This window comes from Niastella populi (genome assembly GCF_002078015.1).
Lineage (GTDB): Bacteria > Bacteroidota > Bacteroidia > Chitinophagales > Chitinophagaceae > Niastella > Niastella populi.
Window position 1 is genome coordinate 1 of record NZ_LWBP01000123.1, and the last position, 21261, is coordinate 21261.

At 44.4% G+C, this 21261-nt stretch carries 16 protein-coding genes and 1 pseudogene; 8 read left to right on the plus strand and 9 right to left on the minus strand.

All coding sequences use genetic code 11. The annotated features are described in order from the left end of the window. Window positions 1–1775, minus strand: a 1775-nt coding sequence (locus tag A4R26_RS11600; protein WP_133054638.1) for a PKD domain-containing protein, incomplete at its 3' end; no start/stop codon positions are given. Between the two features lie 284 nt (window positions 1776–2059). Beyond that, window positions 2060–2524 carry a hypothetical protein gene (locus tag A4R26_RS11605; RefSeq protein WP_081163943.1) on the minus strand — a complete coding sequence of 155 codons (465 nt, stop codon included), beginning with the start codon at window positions 2522–2524 and terminating at the stop codon, window positions 2060–2062. A 403-nt stretch (window positions 2525–2927) separates the two neighbouring features. Here A4R26_RS11605 and A4R26_RS11610 point away from each other — a divergent pair, with 403 nt between their 5' ends. The 8 genes from A4R26_RS11610 to A4R26_RS11645 all read left to right on the plus strand — a co-directional run bounded on the left by A4R26_RS11610 (window position 2928) and on the right by A4R26_RS11645 (window position 9231). Continuing rightward, entirely contained in the window at window positions 2928–3821 is an 894-nt protein-coding gene (locus A4R26_RS11610) for a hypothetical protein (RefSeq protein ID WP_133054639.1), read from the plus strand. A 283-nt stretch (window positions 3822–4104) separates the two neighbouring features. Further along, a complete protein-coding gene (locus A4R26_RS11615; protein ID WP_081163945.1) occupies window positions 4105–5178 on the plus strand; it encodes a hypothetical protein in 1074 nt (357 codons plus the stop codon). Window positions 5179–5293: 115 nt separating this feature from the next. Next, window positions 5294–5857: a hypothetical protein gene (locus tag A4R26_RS11620; RefSeq protein WP_081163946.1), complete on the plus strand. Its 564-nt coding sequence runs from the start codon at window positions 5294–5296 to the stop codon at window positions 5855–5857. Beyond that, window positions 5854–6477: a fibrobacter succinogenes major paralogous domain-containing protein gene (locus tag A4R26_RS11625; RefSeq protein ID WP_081163947.1), complete on the plus strand. Its 624-nt coding sequence runs from the start codon at window positions 5854–5856 to the stop codon at window positions 6475–6477. The genes A4R26_RS11620 and A4R26_RS11625 overlap by 4 nt, the downstream gene beginning before the upstream one ends. A gap of 229 nt (window positions 6478–6706) precedes the next feature. Beyond that, a complete protein-coding gene (locus tag A4R26_RS11630; protein ID WP_081163948.1) occupies window positions 6707–7069 on the plus strand; it encodes a helix-turn-helix domain-containing protein in 363 nt (120 codons plus the stop codon). A gap of 226 nt (window positions 7070–7295) precedes the next feature. Beyond that, complete coding sequence (locus A4R26_RS11635; protein WP_081163949.1) at window positions 7296–7778, plus strand: MauE/DoxX family redox-associated membrane protein; 483 nt, start codon at window positions 7296–7298, stop codon at window positions 7776–7778. 89 nt (window positions 7779–7867) lie between these two features. Then, window positions 7868–8065, plus strand: coding sequence for a hypothetical protein (locus A4R26_RS11640; protein ID WP_081163950.1), 198 nt, complete (start codon window positions 7868–7870; stop codon window positions 8063–8065). A 311-nt stretch (window positions 8066–8376) separates the two neighbouring features. Beyond that, the gene (locus A4R26_RS11645) at window positions 8377–9231 is read left to right on the plus strand and encodes a hypothetical protein (protein WP_133054640.1); all 855 of its coding nucleotides are present in this window, start codon (window positions 8377–8379) and stop codon (window positions 9229–9231) included. Here A4R26_RS11645 and A4R26_RS11650 read toward each other — a convergent pair. From A4R26_RS11650 to A4R26_RS11680, 7 genes and pseudogenes are all read right to left on the minus strand, one after another. Then, a complete protein-coding gene (locus A4R26_RS11650) occupies window positions 9215–10498 on the minus strand; it encodes a TlpA family protein disulfide reductase (RefSeq protein WP_081163952.1) in 1284 nt (427 codons plus the stop codon). The two genes, A4R26_RS11645 and A4R26_RS11650, sit on opposite strands and share 17 nt — an antisense overlap. Before the next feature lie 101 nt (window positions 10499–10599). Continuing rightward, window positions 10600–11961 carry a RagB/SusD family nutrient uptake outer membrane protein gene (locus A4R26_RS11655; RefSeq protein ID WP_133054641.1) on the minus strand — a complete coding sequence of 454 codons (1362 nt, stop codon included), beginning with the start codon at window positions 11959–11961 and terminating at the stop codon, window positions 10600–10602. Between the two features lie 49 nt (window positions 11962–12010). Next, complete coding sequence (locus A4R26_RS11660; RefSeq protein WP_165760238.1) at window positions 12011–15523, minus strand: SusC/RagA family TonB-linked outer membrane protein; 3513 nt, start codon at window positions 15521–15523, stop codon at window positions 12011–12013. A 377-nt stretch (window positions 15524–15900) separates the two neighbouring features. Next, window positions 15901–17148 carry a FecR family protein gene (locus tag A4R26_RS11665; protein ID WP_081163955.1) on the minus strand — a complete coding sequence of 416 codons (1248 nt, stop codon included), beginning with the start codon at window positions 17146–17148 and terminating at the stop codon, window positions 15901–15903. A gap of 306 nt (window positions 17149–17454) precedes the next feature. Beyond that, a complete protein-coding gene (locus tag A4R26_RS11670; RefSeq protein ID WP_081163956.1) occupies window positions 17455–18042 on the minus strand; it encodes an RNA polymerase sigma factor in 588 nt (195 codons plus the stop codon). A 162-nt stretch (window positions 18043–18204) separates the two neighbouring features. Beyond that, a pseudogene (locus tag A4R26_RS36050) lies at window positions 18205–18507 on the minus strand (sensor histidine kinase); the annotation flags it as partial. A 184-nt stretch (window positions 18508–18691) separates the two neighbouring features. Next, entirely contained in the window at window positions 18692–21130 is a 2439-nt protein-coding gene (locus A4R26_RS11680; protein WP_081163958.1) for a DUF8696 domain-containing protein, read from the minus strand. Window positions 21131–21261: the final 131 nt, after the last annotated feature.

Here is a 21261-nt window from a genome sequence, read left to right on the forward strand (position 1 = left end):
GCGCTGGCGCAGATGGTTACATTTTCTGTAGTTGTTACCGGCGCCGAAACGCCGATAATCTGTGAACCTGCAACAGTATTGTTACAGGCATCCGTAGCAGATACATACAGCGTATGCATTCCGTTTCCCGGAAAAGTTACGTTGGCGCTTCCACCTGTTGCAGCAACCGGCGTTCCTGACGGGTCGAAGCTCCAGGAATAAGCATATGGAGGAACGCCGTTTTTTGCGGAAGCCGACAGATTATGGGTTAAACCCTGGCAAACCATAAGAGCAGGGGTGTTGATCGGGTTCGAAGGATTATTTAAGGATATGTCCTGACACTCCAGTGTCATCGTCCACGGACCGGCCGCGCCAATGCAGGAATTTGAACAACCTGAGGCGCCCCAGCATGATCTGTAGAATTTTAAAATAAACGGAATATTCTGCACAGCGCACGAAGGCACAGGCATACAACTCTGAACGTCGCCAAGAATGGAAAAATTACTTGCATTACAGGTACCGCCACCTATTCCGTTGCAAAACCATACTAAACCGCCGGCAGAGGGGCTTGAACATGCACCGGAACCGATCTTTACTGCGCCATCCTGTAACCAGCAGGTAGAACCGTTTGCAACATAACTGAAATTGAAACTGATATTAGTGATTGTGGTATTTGCCGGCTGTGCCACATTGAGATTATAATCACATGAGTTGGCAAAATTACAACTCGCGTTATACCGGCTGCCCGTAATGGATGCCTGGGCAAGCGTATTTGAGGCCGTCACAATGGGATCAACTACCAATTCGTATTTACCGATATTCTCCGAAATCCATTTGGCCGGCACCACAACATCCATCCATTTGTCGCCGATTGCATACGCCAACCCAATCGAGCGTTCCTTGGTAAAGCGGGCATAGGCAACACCGGCATCAACTTTTAATGCATCTTTGCCATTGTTAAAAACGGTAAGCTGTCCTACCCCTTTTTTTGATTTCGCATTATCAGTGAAACGGATACTGGTATTTTTTCCTTCATTGAATTCATCGCGAAAGATCAATTCATCATATTCCCCGAATTCATTTGTTTTTATAATGAAGTTTGTTTTTATAACGCCCCTGAATACCCTTAGTTCGGCATCGATGCCACTGAAAATATTTGTCACATACATGCCGTCTTCACCGATGGTATAATTTGTCCAGTCAGGCGTTGCCAATGCAATCTCCTGGCCTTTTTTGTTAGCCAGCAGTTTCCAGTTATTGAAAGATATTTTTCCATATACAGTATGAATGGATATATTGCGGTTGGGTATGTCGAAACTTACCGGCTCCTGCGTATTGACAGATGTGTATTTGCCATTCTCCACCGGTTGCAACTTATGATCGATGGTAGTCCAATGGCCATTCTTCAACATATTCAGGTCGCCCAGCGCCTTTTGCTGATATATCCTGTTCGTATCGGTCAAACTCCTAAAGAACCGTTCATCGACCTTTCTTTTACTTAGTATTTCAACACAGTTTTCCGGTGCACCTTCCGGCAGTATCCCCAACTCAGGATGATTGTAGTAACCCGGTTCATTGTATTTCAACCATGCATCATCATTGCTTTTTACTTTTTCACGAAAGGAAGTATAGTTGAATTTACCGGCAACCATTCCCGATCGCGGCTTTGAATGCTCACCTGTTTGTGTACCGGCAGAGGCTGTAGCGGTTTGTGCGGAACCGGTGTAAGGCACTGAAAGTATAATAATAAAGATAAACTGAAAGTAAACGAACAAAGAACTTAATAGTTTTTTCATAAAAAGGGTCGATAACGATTTAACCTTGTAAAGGGGCAATAATGAGGCTGAGATGAAAAAAAACACGGCATTTCAATCGGGGGAAGAGCACTTATTGCAGCACATTGATCGTGAAAAGTAAAATTTTAGCATACGCAGGAAGAGTTAAGGGTTTGTCACAGGCAGGGACCCGTTTCAAACAACAACGTATAAATATCAAATTTAGTATTTTGAAATTCAGCAGTTAACAACAATACCAGCAACTGGCACTCAGGAATTAGCAGGGCCGGGTGTTATTTCACCTGTTACTGTTGTACCTGCACCCGTATAAAACAGGTAGCCCCATCGATATTGAGATTGAATCTCGTAATGCCCGCCGAAACAGGCGTACCAACCGCCATAAGGCTGATCAGGTGAATACCGGTTTGAGTGAAACTGCCAAACCCTGCAAATGCAAATCCATTTGCGAGTGATGTAGAGTAATTCCATTCACCGGTTTTTGTAACGTTGACAGTAACGATCAGTTCCTCATCCATTCCCACAGCTTGTCCTGCAACATACGACCCGTCAACAACGGCATCGGAACAATTTGCGCCGGAAGGCACCAATGAAAATACGGCTGAACTGTCCACCGGGCCGCCGCCACCGCCACCGGGCAGCAACCCATTCTCTGCAGAGATTTCTTTTTGGCATCCGACATTTGCTAAAAGGAGCGGGAGAACGATTAAATGCAAAAAGGTAAGTGATTTACCATTCATGAGTAAATGCATAAGCAGCCGGTGTTTTGGGGTAAGTTATTGATAATTGGCAAAGATAAAGAAAGGAGCGGCATGGACAGTCACAACACGTCGAAGCAATTTCACAAGACCGTTGAAGGGAATCCTGAACCTGACCGGTTAAACCGGAATGAATATGATTGAGTACGACCCGGAGCGGCTAATTTTAGACCAATGATGCCTAGAGCGCACTGATTGTAATCACAAATCCACGCTTTAAATTATAAATACCTCATTTGCAATTGCAAACCACCTGTTTATAATGTTAAACCATACTTTTAAAATTATAAATGGCCGATTGTAATTTTAAAAGATGGAATAGGGTCAATTTCTATCCCAAACGCCGGCCTGCCACTCCATTATGAATTCACAAACCGATATGTTATTTTTACATCTTATGAAAACCCTATTGCTGTTTCTTTTCCTGGCCGTTGGTCAATTTGCACTTGCACAGGATGAGCCTGGTTATCCCGATATGCGCTGCTGGAGTATCCGCAACAATGATACTTCCGACCGGTACATTTTTGCCGATACGGCTTTGATCCGCATTTCGCCCGATACCAGGCAGCCGCCTGCCGATACATTGTTTGCCGGTGATAATATTACTGTAACCGGTGTTGCAGCCAACGCACTTACCATTCGTGGACTGAAAGGTCCCTGGCTTAAAATAAATTATACAAAGAACGGCCACGCAAAGACGGGATACATCTGGCAGGGCCTGGTAAGCTGCAGGGAACTTCGCCGTGGCGATGTGAAATTTGTGCTTGGTATTGAACGCCGGGCCGACAGTGTTATCGGTTCGGGAAAAGATAAAGTTATCCGCCAGCGGTTTCTTGTAAAGCTCAAAGTGGTACAACAGGGCGTTGTACGAGCAATAGCAGGTTTTATTACAGACAACGATGAAAGCGCGAACTTCTGCGATGGTAAAGTAATGAGCGGTATGGGACTTTCGAACGTGCAGCATATATTAGACATCACCTTTTCAGGCGGGGCCTGCGGCGTACCCAGCTATGATTATTACTTCGCCTTTACAAAAACCGGCCAGTTGATCCGGTTCCCCGAAAAATTCAATGTAGGCGATGCGGGTGTATATTACCATGAAGAAACGTTTACCTTTCCCAATGAAAAGAATGGTAAACCCGATTCTATCTTGTGGAAAATGACCGAAGCAGAAGCTGCGGAGGAAACAGATAAGAACGGTGAGCCAAAGTACAAGGTCACCGCAAGCAAAAGCGCCACATATACCTGGGATGGCGTGAATGAAAAGCTCTCGGGCCAGGCCGGAAAATAATACATATACAATTTCAAAAAAGCCTGCCGGTTTAGCCGGGAGGCTTTTTTTGTTCTTTTGACAATTAAAGCCCACAAAAATTGGGGCCACTTATAATACGTATGTGCCTATACCACATGGTCACCCGATCATGGCCGGCAATGCCAGCAGGATAGAGCAGGTTGCTTTGTACCTTCCCAATAACTTACATTTAGTTTACTGGAAAATATTTGCAAATAGTATCCACAGACGAAGCCGAAAATCTTAAGAGTAGGCACCCATTAACTAAACGCTTGCTTTTTTTATGAAAAAAAACACACTAACGCTTGCATTGCTTGTATGCATGGCGGCCGCAGCCACTTTTACCGCTGCCGGTTGCAAAAAACAGGTTGAACAAATACCAGAACAGGATCAGGGAACTGAAAGAACAGCCACTACAGAAGCTTCAGGAGAAGTATTTGTAACAAATGGTACCTGGACGGCCAGGATCAATGGTGTTACGAAGTATACCGGCACCGATTACATTGCAGCCATTCAGGCAGCCTGTAACAACCTCACCGCCGGCCGCACCTCCAAAGAAACGATCACCATTAAAAATTCAGGCAGCTCGGGTAATTCGGGCGGCGCTATCAAAGCGGTGAACATCCCCAGCTACACCATTCTTGATTTTGTAGGCACTACTTTCAACTGCAACAGCAATGACCTGCTGATCGTTCCTGTACAGGGCGACAGAAAAACCCAGATCGAAGTAAGGAACCTGCGCGTAACCGGTAACCCGCGTTACGGGATCTGGTTCAAGGGTTGTAGCAATATGGTCCTTAGCAATATCACCATGTCGCTTAGCGCTGGCTTGGGCATTCGCGTTGACCACAGCACAGCAGCTACCAGTAACCTAACCATCAACGGCAACATCAACATCACCGGCTCGGGTACCCATGCCATTGAAACCTATGGGTTAGACGGCTTCAATATCGGCAGTGTAACCTGCAACAATACCGGCGGATGCGCCGTACTGTTGAACCAAAGCAGGAACGGATCGGTTGGTACCGTAACAGGAAGCTATAATAACAATGGCGGCGGTTACGCCACTTTCCGCGTTGCCAATAACAACGGCCCCAACGTAACCTGTGCCAAAGTTTATTCGCGTAACAGCGGCCGCGGATTCTTCAGCGTTTCAGGCAGTAACGGAACCACGGTAAACACGGTAGATATCGCCAATTCTACCAGCCACGGCATCTTCCTGGAAGATGCATCCAATACCAGGGTAAATGGAGGAACGGTTTCCAGCGGCAATCCAAACGTGCAACACGTAAGAACCTCCAACTGCAGAACCGCTGTGAACGGCCAGGTGTATACAGCGGCCAATGGCAGATGGTAATTCATTAATTAAAACCACACAGGTACCTGCTTTTTTGTGTATTCCCACGACAACGTTTTTTTGGCAATACACCAGGCATGTATGGTACCTGTGTGGTTCCATTTAATTATATCATATGGCACAATGGATCTTTATGATAAGCATCATGCTGCTGATGGCCTGCGATCGACGTAACACGAAACCACCTGCGCCGGCCCCTGCTGCGGCTGTTACCCACTACCCTGCCGCATTGCCACCGTCAGTGATAAATTACCTGCAGCATGTATATCCACAATGGCGTGTTGTTGAAAAAAGCGATTACAGTAAAACCTGGTGGTCTTTCTATGACACCAGCTACAACCCCTGCTGGGCGCGTACAGATATAAATGACGATCAACTGGCCGATTATGCCCTGTGGTTAAAAAAAGGAACGCAGTTACGATTGGCTATTTGTACTGGTGAAGCCAACCGGTTATTCAGCCATACCATTGTGATTGACACCAGCGATGTGTTTAACGAAGCAGCGCATAACCTGTCGATGGGTATTGCAGTAGCGCCGCCAGCACAAATTGATGTAGTGAAACCCCGCATACAATCACTGATACTTAAACCGAATGGATTTGCGCTGATGGAACTGGAAGAGCGTACCCGTATTTATCATTGGGCGAACGAAAGCATTCAAACGTTTTACATGAAATGAAAACAGCCTTTACGCCGTTCCTGTATACGATACTAATAATTTACATCCTCTTTTTTACCCGCTGTACCAATAGCGGATCCGGCGCGTTTGTAAAAGATATCGATGGCAATGTATATCCAACCTGCACTATTGGCAACGAGGTATGGATGGCCGCCAACCTGCGCGTAACCCGTTATCGCAACGGCGATCCTGTTTCCCTTTTGACCGACTCAACCGCCTGGAGCAAAACCACAACAGGCGCTTATTGCTTTTATAATAACGATTACTCCTTTGATACCGCTTATGGTAAACTATATAACTGGTATGCCATAAACGACCCACGCAATATAGCCCCCGAAGGCTGGCATATTCCCACCAACGAAGAAATAACAGCCCTGATAACTGAACTCGAAAAAGACCCGGCCAATGCCGGTAAATTAAAACAAAATGGGTTGGGCGGCTACCGCTTTTATACCGGCGCCACCTTTCATACCCTGGGTTTCAACGGCTATTGGTGGGGAGCAAACCACAGCTTTGAGCTCTACGACCATAGTCCCCGTATGTATACCGGAATGGCCGATGTACAACGCAATACATATGAAGCCGGTTATGGCATGGCCATCCGGTGCGTGAAGGATTGATAATTACTTGTAAACGTTGAAGTGCCTGCACGGGCATACCCATTATCTAACAGCTACGATCAATTGTGATTTATATGTGCAATTTTAAAATATAAATTGTACTGACAAAACATTCTACTTTTGCTGTCGTATAACACAACACCTCCCCTATTAAAATCACAGACAATTCAGGATGATAAAGGCGCCTGTTAAGTAATGCATCTGATTTATTCTACCTAAAATACTAACTATGAAGCTATCAAATGAGGACCTGCGAAAAATTGCACAGGTAAAATCCATTTTAGAGAAGGAGTACCGGAACAATAATACGCATGCACAACTGGCCAGCAGGGTAAACACCAATGAAAGCAAACTACGCAAGGGGTTTAAACTGGTGAACAATAAAACAATTTATGAATACCTTACCCAGGTGCGGATAGAAAAAGCGAAAGAGCTGCTGGAGACAACCGATGATCCGGTAAAGGCGATAGCATTCAAATTGGGTTACGATGTAAGTAACCTGGTAAAACAGTTTAAGAAAATTACGGGCATGGCCCCGATCGAATGGCGCAGGAAAAATACACCGAATCGTTCTTTCACCTTTATGTTATAATAAAGAAAAACCGGATTCGCCATGAGTTTAACCGGATTCGCCAATAATCAATAAGTAATTTGCTGCTGGCTTCAATGCCAGATTATATTCTTCTTACACTTCCTCCACTGTTATCAACCTCAGACACTGATAAAAATCTTCTTCCGGGAAAGGATTGTACACCAGCAACTTTATTTTATGAATAAATGATGCATGGCCGGTTGGCCCTGTACTTAGACCTTATTTTATGAAAAAAGAACTATTAAGCAGCAGGCAGCTACCAAAGCCTGTTCTGTATAACCTGTTATCATTTACCTGGTTAAAAAAACAAATCGTTGTTGAAGTTATCAGCTCGCTGTTGATCATTCTTTTTATTTATACGGCATTGAGCAAGCTATCGAACTATAATAATTTTATCGCTCAATTAAGCAAGTCGCCCTTTATTACTTCCTATGCCAATTCAATTGCATGGAGCATCCCTGCGGTTGAAATAGTACTATCTCTTTTGTTGGTCTTCAACAAAACACGGTTATTGGGATTGTATGCTTCGTTCTTTCTGATGAGCCTGTTCACCGCTTACCTGGTAATCATGTTGAACTTCAGTTATTATATCCCCTGCTCCTGCGGCGGTGTATTGCAATATTTAACGTGGAATGAACATATAGTATTCAACTCGTTCTTTATAGTTATTGCCGGAACAGGTGTTTTATTAAAAGAGAACACCTTTTAAAATATTTACGCGTAAACAAGGGAATGCCGAAAACCTTAAAAAGAGTAGGCAAACAAACTTTTATTTGGTTTAATCAAAAAAGCTGAATTATGAAAAAAATTAAGTTCTCACTCGCTGCACTGGTGCTTATAGTAGCCATTGCAGGCACTGCTACTGCCAATGCCAATAAACAACTGGCAGATCCCTGTAGTAAAGTAGATCCGAAAGGACTAATATGTGTTGACGGTTCCGATGAACCATGCTGTGAAGATGATTTCGGCAATATCTACTTTTATCCACCGCTTTAATCGTTTGGGGCTGACTAAAAAGGAGCCTTACCAGGTCAGGTGACTGAGTAGATGGTCGTGCAGGTTATTCCCGGCCATTTCGCGAACCTTTTTGGCCAGCCCCATTTTAAATTAGTTTTATGAATAGCAGGAAGCCTGTTCTTAAATTAGCGATTTTATTTATAGCCTCATTTACGATTATCGGCATACTGGCATTCCTTTCAAAAAAATCGATTCCAAAAAAGAATGGATTTGAAAGGCGCTTCATTTCCACCGCACTGATACCCCGGAAACATATTACATTTCCGGTAAAGCCGGTAAAATTGATCGGCATGCACTCAGGAAAGATTTTTTTCCAGGAAGAAAAACCCTATGAGATACTAACTACCACACCTTCACTTGACTCACTGCAGGCAATAAAATTGGAATTGCCAGCCAATAGTAACCCGGGCCGAAGCATTCGTATGTTCATGCAGGGGCATCATTTGTACCTGGCGTGCAGAAATATGCCCGGCATCATCGACTATAACCTGAATACGGGAAGCGTAATCAATCATGCGCTGTCAGGTTATTTCAATCAGGAAGCCATGTCATCAACCGATAACTTTATCATAAGGATCAAGGACCGCGTATCGCAAAGCCACCTGTTCGCCAGGCTCAACCTGAACAAAAAAGACAGCATGAGCGAAGATAACTTCAGCGACAGAAAAACAATCGGCGGATTTGAAACTGCGGGCCTGCTCTATTACGACACCGCTACACAACAGGCATGTTATAATTATTTTTACCAGAATGGGTTTATTTGCATGGACACAAACCTCAACCTCACACTTAAAGCCAGGACCATAGATACAGTCACCCACCGTAATATAAAGGTTGCCCGGGTAGCCAATTCGCTCACAATGAAACAACCGCCGCAACGTATAAATTATAACGGTTCTGTAAATGACGGAAAGCTCTTTTTACAATCTTTGTTAAAAGCCGACAATGAATATGAACTTGACTTCAATGAAAATACCATCATAGATGTATATAGCCTGAAAAACGGCAGCTATAAAGGAAGCTTTTATATCCCTGCCTATGAAGAAAAAAAAGCGCACCAGTTTCAGGTGGTTAACCAAAAACTGTATGCGCTCTACGGTAAAACGGTAGTGTTATATGATCTGGGGTTTATCGCGGATCTCTGATGACCAGCATTTGAGCCTGCCGGTCTTCATACTGAAGGCTTAATCCGTATTTTTTTAACTCACCATTCACAGCATCCACATCATTCATCTGGGCTTTTAAAACTACTGTTATTCTGCCCGACAGGCCGGTTTCATCTAGAAGAATTTTGTCAGACAAAAAATGGCTTATATTATCAACAAGCCTCGGGAATGGCTGATTTACGAGCGTAATACCGCCTACGCTGATCGATGCAGAAGGTTTTACAGACGTATCGGCCAGATGGCGGAAGTTCTTATCAGCCTTCAGGATCAAACACTTTTGTTTGCGGTATTCCTGGCATGCGCTATAACCAAACAATTGCCGCAGGTCATCACGCATTAAACTCCAGATGCTGTCGCGTTTTGCTTCCGGCACAGTGATCTCATAACAAAACGTATTATCGTATTTCCATTTCTCATAATCCTCATTTGGGGGGCATTCGATCTTTTCCGAACTCGAAGATTCGACAATGGTCCTGTTAAAAGGCACCGGACCTGTAGAGTCGCCATAGGCAAGCTGGTATAAATTCCTGACGGCCATATTATGCGCAGCGATCCTGTTTCTATATACACCCTTCCGGGAAACATTCATACTGGACCTTACCCCTTTTAAATGCCTCGTAAGAACCGAACCAAAGACCACACTATTACTATCTATTTCTTTAGCTATCTCAAGTAATGGCTTTTTATAATCAACAGATATTTTTTTCTCTTTCTCACGAACCATGATCTCTTTTCTGTTTACAAATCCGGCAATATTCTCGTCGGTAAGTTGTGAACCGTCGGTAATGGCCCTGATGTAACCCTTATCGTCTATCCATACATAAGTGGAAACATCCTTTACCTGAAAATATTTTACCATACTTTTGTTTATGGCACAGGGCAGGGACATGGGCTTGTTCCCTTTCTTCCTAATTTCATAAAACTGTTTGGTCTTTGGGTACCCATCGGTGGCCACTAACAATATTTGCAGGTTGTCGCCGTATCGCTTTTGCCAGTTCTCGAGCTTTGGAAATGCTTTAATGCACGGCAGACAAAATGTGCCCCAGAAATCTATGATCACAAATTTCCCTTTCAATTCGGGCAAAGACAGTTTGTCCTTAGGATAATTGAACAGTGTATCGAATGAAAACGCGGGGCACAACTGATTGATCAGCGGATCGCCTGTTGTGTTTATATTAACGGTTTGCGCCCTGCCGGTAATGTAAATGAATGACAGAACAAATAAAACAGCAAAACAGCTTTTCATACTAATGATTTTAACCGGTAGACGCGATAAAATAAAAAACGGGTACGGATATGCTCTGATCTATCTAACGATCTTTATTAAGTATACATCAGCGATGTATATCATCTGTCGTTTTGAGGCATGCCAGATAAAATAATTACATCGGGCGGAAACGGCAAGGCATACCTGGGGCTGTTAGGCTGCAGGGTATATGTTTGGTTTTCCACCACCCGGGTCAGAACAATATTAGCGCCTTCACTGTTCAACCGGCGTATATCAGGCCACCGCAAACCGCGGAACAGTGTTTCTTTTCTTCTTTCCTCCAGTATCAGGTCCAGCGCCTCGCTTGCATTGCCCGCAGTTAATGGAACAAAGGTGCCGGCCTTATACCGTTTTATCAATAAAGCATTGAGATCATCCATAGCGGCTGTGAAATCTCCCGTGCGGGCCAAACACTCAGCCCGCGTAAGAAAAACTTCGTCTGTAGCAATGCCGGCGAAAAAGATCTGGCCGGTATTGCCGCCGGTGTAAGTACCAACAAAGCGCACGCCCCCATTGACATTCGACTTGAAAAAAACTTTCTGCCTGAGGTCATTTACGTTATAGCTTTTGTAGAAATTAGAATCGATAATTACCGTATTTGCGTAGAAATAATTTGACATGGATGCATGAAATATCACTTCCTTATTCAACCCGGGAACAGGGTATGCCGCATTTGAATTCAGGGTATTATAATCAATCAGGGAATCATACAATTTTAAACAGGAATCGGCATACGACAAGGCCCGTGGGTAGTCCTGCATTACCAGATAAACCCTTGATAGCAGTGCGTAAGCCGCCGGTTTGGAAGGCCGCGTTTTATAAAGAGGCGTAACAGGCAGATAATTTACTGCCGTATGCAAATCGTTCAGTATTTGCTGATAGGTTTCTTCCAAACCGGACCTTACCGACCTGATATTGGGATCAGCATTCAACCGAAGCGGAATGCCCGGCTCGTTTACTGAACCAGCCTTATAAGGCATTGCATATATCTGCGATACATTAAAAAATGCTTCACCCCTGAAAAAATGCGCACTTCCCTTTACGTTATTCCACGCGGGCGTACCTTTATCCGCTTCCGTCACCTTGTCGATATCATCTAATATAACATTCGAACAAAAAACCTGCCGGTATGCGGTATTCCAATTGTTAGGATCGGCGTCTACATCAATATAAATATCTTTATCCCATATATAAGTATTTCTCTCTGAAGCTGAATATCCGGCCCACATGGCGCTGCTCACATAATAATTATCGGCACTTTCCTCACCTAATGCCGGACGGCCATCGTTCATGTAAACCGAATGATCTAACATAGCCTGAAATTCCTTTACTGTAGTAGGTACATCGAGCGACTTGTTCGACTTAGCTTCCATCCAGTCCTTTTTACAGGAAACACCGATGGTACCTGCAAAAACAAACAATAGTATTTTATATTTAAGCATGTGTGTATTTTTTGATTGAAAAAAATCGGGCTGTTGCCAGGCATTGTTTTTAAAAATCAAATTTGGCACCCAGTGTCACGCTGCGGGATGCAGGCAGAAAATTGGCATATGTATTCGGTAGCGCATCGGGATCAATGCCGTATTTGTTCGCCCGCCATAAAATACCGATGTTATTTATATTACAGTAAACATGAATTCCCTTAAACAGTAGCCGCGCCCATTGTTCTTTATCGAAGTCATAGCCGATCACGATATCCTGCAAACGGATATGATCGGCCTTTTGCACCAGTATCTCCGAATTTGCATAAAATGACCTTTCCCTTGAACTGGCCTGGGTTGGAGCTGCAACAGTATTAGGCAAAGAAGGAACAAATGTCAATTCCTCATCACCCGGCTTCTGCCACCTTTTACCCAAATCGGCATTTGTGCCCCATACATTCAACATGGCACCATAATCAACTGAAGGCCGCCTGAAAAAATGACCAATTTTATACGTGATGTTTACAGAAACACTCAAGTTTTTCCATGTAAAATCATTTCTGAATGCCCCCACAAAAGGAGGATTGACAGGCCCATTATAAATCATTCCGGTAAGCGTTGTGCTGGAAGATATTTCAGAATAGCTCTTTGATTTCTGGCCATCCACGTATCCTAAGGGATCGCCGTTTGCAGGATCTAAGCCCCCCCAGGCATAACTATAAATACTTAAAACAGGACGCCCCTTCAATGGCGCAACAATGCTCTGATCTCCACTTCCCTGAGTAACGTATCCGCCTGCAGATGTTGTTTTAAAATATTCTAAAACCTTATCGGTGGCATAGCTGAACAAAAGGTTTGAGGTCCAGCCGATCAACCTGTTCTTTAATATCTTTCCGGTCAATTGCACATCAACTCCATTCCCTTTGATATTTGCCATATTACCTTTGAATAAAGTAATACCGGTTGTTGGGTCCACTGTTGCCTCTCCAATAAGGTCGTTACCTCTTTTAGAAAAGTACTCTATGGTACCCGACAAAACATTTTGTTTCAATGCAAACACAACGCCCAGGTTCAACATGCTCACCTTCTCCCATCGCAAATCGGGGTTGGGCGGGTTAACAACCTGCGCCACGGTAGCTTTCGTTATTGCGTTGGTACCAAACCGTATGGTGGTATAGGCAGTAAGGTCTTTATTGATATTTCCATTATAGCCATATGTAGCGCGCAACGCCAGTTGATCGATGATACCGCTGCGGAAAAATTCCTCGCGTGAAATATTCCATTTAAAACCAGCCGACCATAACGGCAGAATACGCTGATTGGCTTTTATGCCGAAAAAATTAGTATTGTCAAAACGCCCGCTGGCCGAAAAAACGTACCGGTCGTTGAAAGTATACGAACCATTTGCGTAATACGACAGGAACCTGTCGAGAAAACCGGTCACCTCACGCGGATAGGGAATCGTTGCAGCAGAAGTTGAGGCATTGTTGGGATTGGTTTGAAACCTGGTAACAAAATCTATTGGCTGGCTGATCGCCGACTCATCATCATAACCATATAAACGGGACTGGCTTCCCTTTTGTTCCAGTTGCTTTACCTCGAAGCCACCAATCACGTTTACCCGATGCCGTTGCCACGCCTGGTTAAAGTTCAACTGCACCCTGCCGGTATGCCCATCCAGCTCTGAGATCCCTTCATCGAGAATGTCGCCAAAAGGTACCGGATAAGTAACCGGGCCGGCCGGATTATAATACTGATTTACCAAACTTCTTACAAAATAGGTTTCCTTGGGTGATAAACTGCTGGCTTTCCGGTATTGCTTTTCATATTGATATTTCAATTCAACATTAAAGCTGGTGGAAAACGTTTTCCTGATCTCAAGACTGGCCCGGTTATAATTCTGACGGGTAACGTTATTGGCCATATTGAGCTCATCGAGCGGCCTGTACTGCCAATCTAAAAATCCCTGGCTTTCCTTTTCCTCCTTATACGTTTGCCTATAACCATAATTTATTGGAACGGCATTCCCATTTTCATCAACGAGCCGGGCATAGGGATAAATCCTTTTTAAGGTTGTATGAACCAGGTCGTTTATTCCCGGATTATTATTCACAAATTTCGTGTTGGTATATAACAGGCCGGCATTAACATCTACGTTTTTAAAAGGCGTAAACTGGTTCGATGCGTTTATCGAAAAACGGTCGAAGCTATTCCTTACGTAACTGCTTTGGTCTTTATCGTAACTTATTGCAACAAAGTACCTGCTTTTATTTCCGCCACCCGATACGGTCAGTGCATTCTGGGCTAAAACACTATTTCTTAAAAAATACTTTGAATACTGATCTTTATAACTATTTGCTTTCAGCGCCTCGATTCTCTGGTCGGCTTCACCTGCAGGTATCAAACCATCTCTTTTTGCAATTAAAAGCTCCACTACCGGCGTTAACGGTGTTTTAAACAAGCTCGACTCCTGTGCCGTATACCACTTCCTGGAAAAGAATTCCTTTTCTACTTCAATATAGTCTTCAGATGAGGCTAACGGCAAATACCCCAGGTCGGGTTTCTCCCCTATTGTTACATTGGTATTGAACTGGGTTTGCGGAGGCTGGTTCAGGTTACCTCTTTTTGTTGTAATTACAATTACGCCGTTGGCGGCACGCACACCATATATAGACGCGGCAGCAGCATCTCTTAAAACGGTTATTGACTCAATGGTATTGGGGTTAAGATTATTGATATCGCCATCGTATGGAAAATTATCGAGTATGATCAGCGGGGTGGCATTTGCAAGAATGGTGCTTCGGCCACGGATGTTCAATGTAGGCTGATCGGTTTTGCTGCTCCGGTAAAAAGCAACGCCACTGGCTACGCCTTCCATACGCGATAATACATCCAAAGAAACACCGCGGTTCAATAGTTTATTGTCGATGGTAACAAAGGAACCTGTAGCCCTTTCCTTCGGGATCTGTTGATAACCGGTAAATACCGATACGGATACACTGGCCATTTCACTTACCGCCAGTTCAAGCTGTATCGATACATTGGTTTTTCCATCGAGTTTGAACGTCTTGGTTTCAAAGCCCAGGTAAGAGATCTCGATAGTGGCATTTTCTTCTACGCCCCGTAATATAAAAAAGCCGCCATCATTGGTAATTCCGCCAATAGCGGTACCTCTTACTTTTACATTGGCGCCAACAAGCGGTTCTCCTTTATGGTTCAGCACCCTGCCATTCACTTCTATCGGCGGTGGTGTTATCTTCTTCCGGTTTTGCGGTTCTTCTGCCGCTTCTCCGGTCTTTGAAATAATTACCGTTTTATTTTCTATAAGATAGCCGAGCGGCTGTCCCTTTAAAGCAAGTTTTAATACGTCTTCCAGTGCGGCGTCCCTTACATCGAGACTGACCTTTCTTGCGTCTTTGATAACATCATCGGTGTACAGGAATACATACCCGGTTTGTTTTTTTATGGCCGTGAATACTTTTTCAAGCAAAATGTTCTTACCTGAAAAAGTAACGGTCTGGGAAATACCTTCCGCCTGCACCTGAAGTAAGGATATGGTTAAAATGATTGCCGTTAATTTCATAATTCGTAAGGTTTGTTTTCCTACGAGGGTTTTTGAGCAGTTAATGGTTATGCCGGCAGTATAATAAATTACTGCCTGCAGGTAATTGCGAAAATGCATACCTTAGTAATTGAAAGGTTGAATAATAAAATACCTAACAGTGTTATTATTGGCCTTTTTACACCGGTGCGTCCACGAAACGTACCGGTTTTTTTATGGCCTGAGGGAGGAGATTACGGAATCTGCGTATTACAGATCGTGTGGTAAACCGAAGCGGTTTGGATGTTTAAATGGTTCATATGGTTTTAGATTTAATATGGTATTTAGGTCAGTTTTGGATTTAGTGATTAGTGCTTGAGAAATGGTCAAATGAGAAAATAAAATCAGGTATGGTATAGTTAATTTGAATCTTTGTTCCGGCTTTTAGCATCTTTCGGCGCTTCTACGATCAGTTTCCTTGCCGCCACATCAACACGGAAATGAACACCTGTTGTATATTCAAGGGCACGCAGTACCTGCGACAACATTAGTCCTCTTTCCATTTCACCAATAAACAGCTTTGTGGGTTTGGCGCCTTCGTACACAACTTCCACGTTGTACCATTTTGCCAACTGGCGCATAACAACGGTAATATCACTTTTCGAGAAGTAAAAACGGCCGTTCTTCCAGGCGGTTACGGCTTCTATATTGGCATCGGGTTTCACTTTGGTAACGCCATTGCTTACCTGTGCCTGCTGGCCCGGTTCAAGCAGTGTTTCTACATTGGCGTGCTTTATCTTAACCGAGCCTTCAACCAATGTAGTTTTTATAATTGCTTCATCATCGTATGCATGGATATTGAAATGTGTTCCCAAAACCTGAACATCCATTTCATTTTCTTTGCGGCCCGATACGTGAACGATAAAGGGTTTATTTTTATCGGGAGCCACTTCAAAATATACTTCACCGGTAACTTCCACTTTTCTTTCATTGCCGGCAAAAGCCACCGGGTATCTTATGGTAGCGCCGGCATTTAGCCATACTTTACTGCCATCGGCCATCACCATGGCATAGGTTTCGCCATTGGCCGTGGTCAATGTATTATAAATCAATTCAGCCGGCTGGTCTTTTTGCTGGTATTTCAGGATGCCTTTTCCATTTAAAACAACGGTTCCGCCCTGCTGTGCCAGCTGACCAATGGCAGTACTATCAAGCACCAGCTTGCTGCCATCGGCCAGGGTTAACAGGGCGGTTGTTTGTCCAGGTGCAATATCATGCAGAGATACCGTTGCTGCCTTGTCCTTTGGCAATACATTGTCACCTTGATTCGGCGTTCTAAACCAGTAAAAAGCAGCAGCAGCCAGTACAAGTACCGCTGCTGCCGAGGTTGCTACATCCCTAAACAACTTCCATTGCCTTTTCCTTATTATTATGCGCTTTCCATTAGCCAGTTTTTGTTCAAAGTAAGCCTTATCGCCCCCAACGTCTACCCTATGCGCCTCTATCAGCCTTTCGAGCATATAATCTTTATTGCTCCATTTCTCGAACCACCTGCGGTTGTCTTCGTCGGTAAGCCATTCTTCAAAGATCACGGCCTCCGCTGAATTAAGGTCTTCTTCGGAGATCGCTTTTAAGATGATACCATTTATAAGGCTATTGTCGGTCATTACTCCTGCTTTGCCGGTGATAATTAAACCCCCGTAGGTGATTAAAACGCTTCATGTTCTGGCTATCGGCTATATGAATACGGACGGACAAAATTTTTGTACCAGTGACCAACAGAAATTTCTTAACTTTTTTTTAGCGGGGCAACATACATATGAGATAAAAAAGAAGAGCGTGAAAACGGGAGCAGTCGATATTCCTGATTAGAAATATATTGCATATTTGCGTACACAAAACACTATCAATTTACGCATGAGCGGCAGGTATATGTCAAAACCCGACGTAACGCATTGGAATAGATGATTTTTTTAATTACAGGCCGACATGAAGAACAACAGGGAGAGAAAGATGAGTACCACCATTTGTTCTACACCGAGGGTGAGCCTGATGGCTTTCATTGCAGCAGCATTGGTGTTGCGAATTGTGTTTTCAGATAAATTGAGCATTTGTGCTACTTCCGTTCTGCTATAGCCATCGAGATAAGTAAGCTTGAACACCTGCTGCATTCGCTCGGGCAGTTGATTTATACGTTCATATAATATCTGAACCAGTTCGGCCTCCTGGTATCTTCGTTCAATGCCGTTCTCGCTGACGGTGCCCGACTTAAGGAGATGATTTTCTATTTTATTTCTGAGCTTGTTCTTTCGTAAGTGATCTATACAGGCATTCTTTATAACGGTATAGAAGTATACCTGTAGATGAACCATGTTGGCGAAATTGTTCTGCTGCGCCCAAAGTTTGATAAATGATTCGGTTACAATATCCCGGGCTTCTTCCGTATCATCGATCAGGCTTTTTGCGAATAAAAATAATTTTCTATATAGCTTATCATACAACTCGTTATACACGGTGGGATCCTTGTCCATGATTCGCTGCATAATCTGCTCATCTGTCATATAAATACAGGATGGTTTACAAATCAGAGAAATAAGGTTTCACGGTAACTGGCCCAAGTTATAAATAGCCCACCTTATAAGCAAAAAAATTATTTCATCCGCGTTTAATATATATCGGTTAAGGATGATGTTATAGTTAGCAATTTGATCATGATCAACTTTTCATATTTCTTTAAAGAATAACCGCCGGCAGCGTAAACTCAAAAACAGCGCCCTCTGCCTTTCTTTACTTTTCACCGAAATAGTTCCCCCGTGGTTCCTGATGATCTCTGCAGAGATATATAAACCTAATCCCATACCCGGGTAGGCGCTCATGGTATCATCGCTTACGCGAAAGAAACGCTCGAATATTTTATCCTGATAACTTAAGGGTATACCTATACCGTTGTCAGCTACCCGAACTGTAACTTCACGCTCATTATCTTCACTGCTAATTTTTATTTCGGCACCATCGGGTGAATATTTTACGGCATTCGTCCCAGATCATTTCAATAATGCAGAAACCCTGATTCATGGAGTTGAAAAGTAAATAGTATTTATCGGTGACCCGTTGAGCCAGTTCATTGTTTTTCAGATCATCGTCCTGTTTGCTGCCGGTGCCCATAAAAAGGAATACGCAAAGAACGCATTACCATCTATTTGACTACAATCATCGTACCAGCACAAAGCTACCTCGTTTTACAATGGTTTTGCCGGTGTAATCCACCGCCTGTATCATGTATACATAGGTTTGGGACGACTGCCTGGCGCCGCCAATTGTTCCATCCCAGCCCTTGTTTGGCTGATTGGTATTGAAAACCAGCTGGCCCCAGCGATTGTATACCCTGAAGAAGAGCAATTGCGCCACCCCGGCCATTACCGGCCTTATGACATCGTTCTTTCCATCACCATTTGGTGTAAACGCAGATGGCATGAAGATGTCGGCGCCTGTTTTGAAGATCTTTACCGTAACCGTATCGGCACCGGTACAGCCAGCGGGGGTTTGCGCCGTTACAACGTACGTGATGGCTGCAGGAGCGCTTGCATTGTACAGAGCCACAGGGTTGGCAATATTCGGAAAAGTCAAACCCGCAGCAGGGTTCCAGCTCCAATTGTTGGCATTGGGATCATTTGCCTTTGCATTTAACTGCAATGGCTGGTTTATTACCACTGCGGTATCGTTACCCGCATTTACGATGATGGGCTCGGTAACCCGAATATGGAAAGTATCTTTCAATTCGTTTGGACAACCGGCATTGGTAACGGAAAGCACTACATCAGCCGTTCTCAGCGGTGTTGCAGTGGTAGTTATTGAGTAAGGAAGGGCCGGAACGGTTCCGCCGCCCCCCGGCGATAAGGGCACATTGTTGCTCCATGTATAGCTGGTGCCAGTTGTAATGGTAGCATTCAACACGGCCGATTTGCCATAACAGATATCGGAAAATGGCGGATCTATATTGGCTTCCGGCATGGGCACATTGAAGAACCTGACCGTTGCCGCATCGCTTAGTTCGGCGGGGCAAACCCCGCTTTTTACCCGTGTGCGGTAATACATTGTTCTGTTAACCAAACCGGTATTATAAGATGAATTAGTGTTAACGGGCGTGAGATCACTCCAATTGGTATTATCCAGGGAAAACTGCCAGTTCAATACCGCTCCTGTATTGCCTCTTAATGTAAGCAGTGGGTCAACAACCTGATTGACACAAACATTGGTAAGGCTGGGATCGATCCTGCCCCCTACCGTTTGGGGATCAACCGTTATAAAAGCGGCATCACTGGTATCGATGGTACAGGCGGCGCCGTTTTGAATAAGGGCGGCGTAACGGGTGGAGGTAGTAAGATTTTGCGCGGTATAGTTGTCGGAAGTGACGTTTATGTCGCGCCACGTAATACCATCCGTTGACGAAAGCCATTTCAAAACACTTCCCACTTCATCTGCCACCACGAGCTGGCAATTATTATTACCTGCACAAACTGTTGTATCGTCCATTACCCGGCCGGCAATCGTAGGCGGAGTGGTTGTTACATCGATGGTATCGAGCAGATCGGCGCAACCATTTACCTCATGGCTGATGATATGGCCGCCCGTACTTCCTACAGTAACATTAATAATATTGGTATTGTGACCCGAATTGATCACCCAGCCGGGCGGAACTTTCCAGTCGTAGGTAGCGCCGGCAAGCGCCGGTATTGAATATTCTACTGTTGTATTGGTGCAGGCCACCCTTTGCCCGCTGATCTCCAAACCGGCGCAGGTATTTCGTAGCGCCACGTAAGAATAAGCAAAATGGGCTCCGGGGCGGCAATTGTCTGCCTCAAAAGTAAGGGTTACCTGCTCGCCGCGGTAGGGAGAAAGATCGAAGGTCACTTCGGTCCATCCCTTGGTCCATACATCATATAATAAAGTACCATTCTGGTTACCCGCTCCTGAAAAAGACAAAAAAGGCGTTGGGCTGTTTGAAAACCCATTGGCGAGAGCCGAGGCGGTATCGAGGGTGGCGCCGGTGCCCGATGAGCCGCCACCGCCTCCTGATGCATTATTGAACGTGGGCAGATAATAACCCGGCGAGGCGCAGGTAATTATGCTGTCGTGCGTGGTGAGGGTGGCCTTGAAAAGCGGCTGTTCGTTTGAATTATGAGTTCCGTTCTCGAGCACCATGGCGTAGGCATAGGTCATGGTGTATGGCTCGGTAGTGGGTCCGGGCGGCACATTGATAATATAAGTGATGGCCCGGGTAAAGCCACCGGGGTTGCGGCCGCCGCCTGCGGTTAGCGAGCGGCTGGTAGCCGTTGAACCCAGCATAATGGAATAATTATAAGCATAACCGTTTATGGTTGGAACGGTTGGAAAAAAACCGTAAGGATCAGTGGTAGGGGAAGTGATCACCTGTACACCGGTATTACCAATTGAATATTCAGGTACCGTGGTTAGCCCTGTATTGGGAGCAGGGTATGTTTGGGTAGCCCCACCCATCAGGCCCGTGGTAACCGACCAATGCGACAGATCCCCCGACCCAAAATTGATGTTAGTTGGACAGGTTTGCGTTTGGGTAAACCCTGAAAACGCTACAGCAATGGCAATTAAGCAGAGTAGTATATGTTTCATCCACGTTTTTATAGGGGCAACTAAAAAACTTGTAAACTATATTACGAAAATTAGTTAGCCGGGGTTGGTCCTCCATTTAGATATATACCGTTTAAAGGGGAAACCAACAGTAATGGGACAACTGCCCGGTG